This is a genomic window from Symbiopectobacterium sp. (genome assembly GCF_051710365.1).
Lineage (GTDB): Bacteria > Pseudomonadota > Gammaproteobacteria > Enterobacterales > Enterobacteriaceae > Symbiopectobacterium.
Genome location: NZ_JBPETA010000297.1, coordinates 1 through 2,508, shown reverse-complemented (window position 1 = coordinate 2,508; position 2,508 = coordinate 1). Strand labels below are relative to the sequence as shown.

Here is a 2,508-nt window from a genome sequence, read left to right as displayed (position 1 = left end):
GGATTGTTAGTATGAATCATGAGAGTTACCTCGTGTTTTGTATAAGGATTGGACACCCATATCAAAACCGGTAACTCTCAACCTTGCAAGGTCCAGTGTCAGATCAAGTCGCGACTAATACAAATAACGTTTATCGTGCTCCATTCAAGTCACTTAACGCGGTTTAAAATTCACCGTTATTTTCGCTACCCGCGGTTTCTGCATCATCGTAGAAACCCGCTTCGCTTGCTGGTGCAGACACATGATCTTTGTTGTGCAGCAGCATTTCACGCAGCTTTTTATCCAATTCGGCCGCGACTGCCGGGTTTTCTTTCAGGTAGTTGCACGCATTCGCTTTGCCTTTCCCAATCTTGTCGCCGTTGTAGCTATACCAGGCACCCGCTTTCTCAATCAGCTTATGTTTCACGCCAAGATCGACCAACTCACCGTGGATGTTGATCCCTTCGCCGTACATGATCTGGAACTCAGCCTGTTTAAAGGGCGCAGCCACTTTGTTTTTCACCACTTTCACGCGGGTTTCGCTGCCCACCACTTCTTCTCCATCTTTAATGGAGCCAATGCGGCGGATATCGAGACGTACAGAAGCATAAAACTTCAGCGCGTTACCCCCGGTGGTGGTTTCCGGGTTACCAAACATAACGCCAATTTTCATACGGATCTGGTTGATAAAAATCAGCAGCGTATTCGCCTGCTTCAAGTTACCGGCTAGCTTACGCATCGCCTGGCTCATCATGCGAGCCGCCAGCCCCATGTGGGAATCACCGATTTCACCTTCGATTTCCGCTTTCGGCGTCAGTGCCGCCACGGAGTCAACGATGATCACGTCAACCGCGCCTGAACGCGTCAACGCATCGCAAATCTCTAACGCCTGCTCGCCGGTATCGGGCTGAGAACACAGCAGGTTATCGATGTCGACACCCAGCTTTTTGGCATAAATCGGATCGAGTGCATGTTCAGCATCGATAAATGCGCAGGTTTTACCTTCACGCTGTGCAGCAGCGATAACTTGCAGCGTTAGTGTGGTTTTACCTGACGATTCTGGTCCGTAGATTTCAACGATACGCCCCATTGGCAGCCCACCGGCCCCCAAGGCAATATCGAGTGACAGAGAGCCGGTAGAGATCGTTTCAACATCCATTGAGCGGTCTTCGCCCAAACGTATGATAGAACCTTTACCAAATTGCTTTTCGATCTGGCCCAGCGCAGCCGCCAATGCCTTTTGTTTGTTCTCGTCAATAGCCATTTCTACTCCTGTCATGCGGCGTAACGCTCTCGCTACACGGCCGCGCGCTTTATGTGACTGACACTGGTATGTAATCAAACAGGCGTGTCACCGAATCATTAACAGCATTATACTGTATACGCATACAGCATCAAGATTATTTTTGCAGAAATCCATCCAAAAGCATCTGAAGTGCGAAACGCACGGCCTGAAGCCGCACAGCATGCCTGTCGCCAAGAAACAGCATTTCACGCGCCAGTAGGTTGCCGTGCTTGTCACACCAGCCAAACCAGACGGTACCAACGGGTTTTTCGTCAGAACCGCCGTCGGGGCCAGCAATGCCGCTCACAGAAAGTGAATAATCAGCCCCCGCTGCACGCAAGGCACCCTGCGCCATTTCCCGTACGGTTTGCTCACTCACTGCGCCGTATTGGGCGAGCGTTTCCTCACTGACACCGATGAGGCGCTGTTTTGCCTGGTTGCTGTAAGTGACAAATCCATAGTCAAACCAGCCGGAACTCCCCGCCACATCAGTAATCGATTTCGCTATCCAGCCTCCCGTACAGGATTCTGCACAGGTCACCTTTGCACCCAACGCAGTCAGGCGCGCTCCAATCTGGGCGCTTAACTGCAAAATCTCGGTTTCCATGTTCACTCCACGTTGATTGAGGGTATAGCATCACAGCGTATCATTTTCACACGGGTTCGTGCTCCCCTGCCACGCTGTTGCGTGCCTTATTCCAGAATTCGGCGCGAAAGCAAAGGGAGTGACAGGGCAGATATAACTCTGGAGGTTAAAACGCGAGGGAGAGTAAAATGGCTCAACGGGTTTGGCGGGATTACATGCAACCCGCACAGCTGGTACAACGCCAATCCTGTGGATTGATCGCCTGATAAAAAAAACGGAAATAGCACTCTTCAATAGGAACCTGGTTATTTTCGAAACAGTCGGCTAACCAGTCTACATTTTCTACAATCCAATCATCTTCATCCAATCCTTCACGATATAATTCATCCTCAGGATCGATGATCGAATATATTCCCAACGTTCCCAGATGTTTTTCCTGATAAGATGCTGGCAGACTAAATGCCTTGGACTGAAACGTAATGATCCAGTGCCCATGGCACAGGAGATTACCGTTGCGGCTCCATGCAGCTGTGAATCCGTCATTCCGCACCTGATTTTTCTTTTTTCGGGACTTGACGGTATTCTGAAGTTCTGAATTTATTACTGCTTTTTGCAGACCAATCAGCATGAGTACTCCCCACGTTACCATCCGTAACCT

At 49.9% G+C, this 2,508-nt stretch carries 3 protein-coding genes; all 3 read right to left on the bottom strand.

What is annotated here, in order from left to right:
- Positions 1 to 163: 163 nt before the first annotated feature.
- The 3 genes from recA to ACTBDZ_RS16930 all read right to left on the bottom strand — a co-directional run bounded on the left by recA (position 164) and on the right by ACTBDZ_RS16930 (position 2,400).
- Complete coding sequence (gene recA, locus ACTBDZ_RS16940) at positions 164 to 1,243, bottom strand: recombinase RecA (protein WP_438816165.1); 1,080 nt, start codon at positions 1,241 to 1,243, stop codon at positions 164 to 166.
- Between the two features lie 136 nt (positions 1,244 to 1,379).
- A complete protein-coding gene (gene pncC, locus ACTBDZ_RS16935) occupies positions 1,380 to 1,871 on the bottom strand; it encodes a nicotinamide-nucleotide amidase (protein WP_438816164.1) in 492 nt (163 codons plus the stop codon).
- A gap of 190 nt (positions 1,872 to 2,061) precedes the next feature.
- Positions 2,062 to 2,400, bottom strand: coding sequence for a hypothetical protein (locus ACTBDZ_RS16930; protein ID WP_438816166.1), 339 nt, complete (start codon positions 2,398 to 2,400; stop codon positions 2,062 to 2,064).
- Positions 2,401 to 2,508 lie beyond the last annotated feature (108 nt).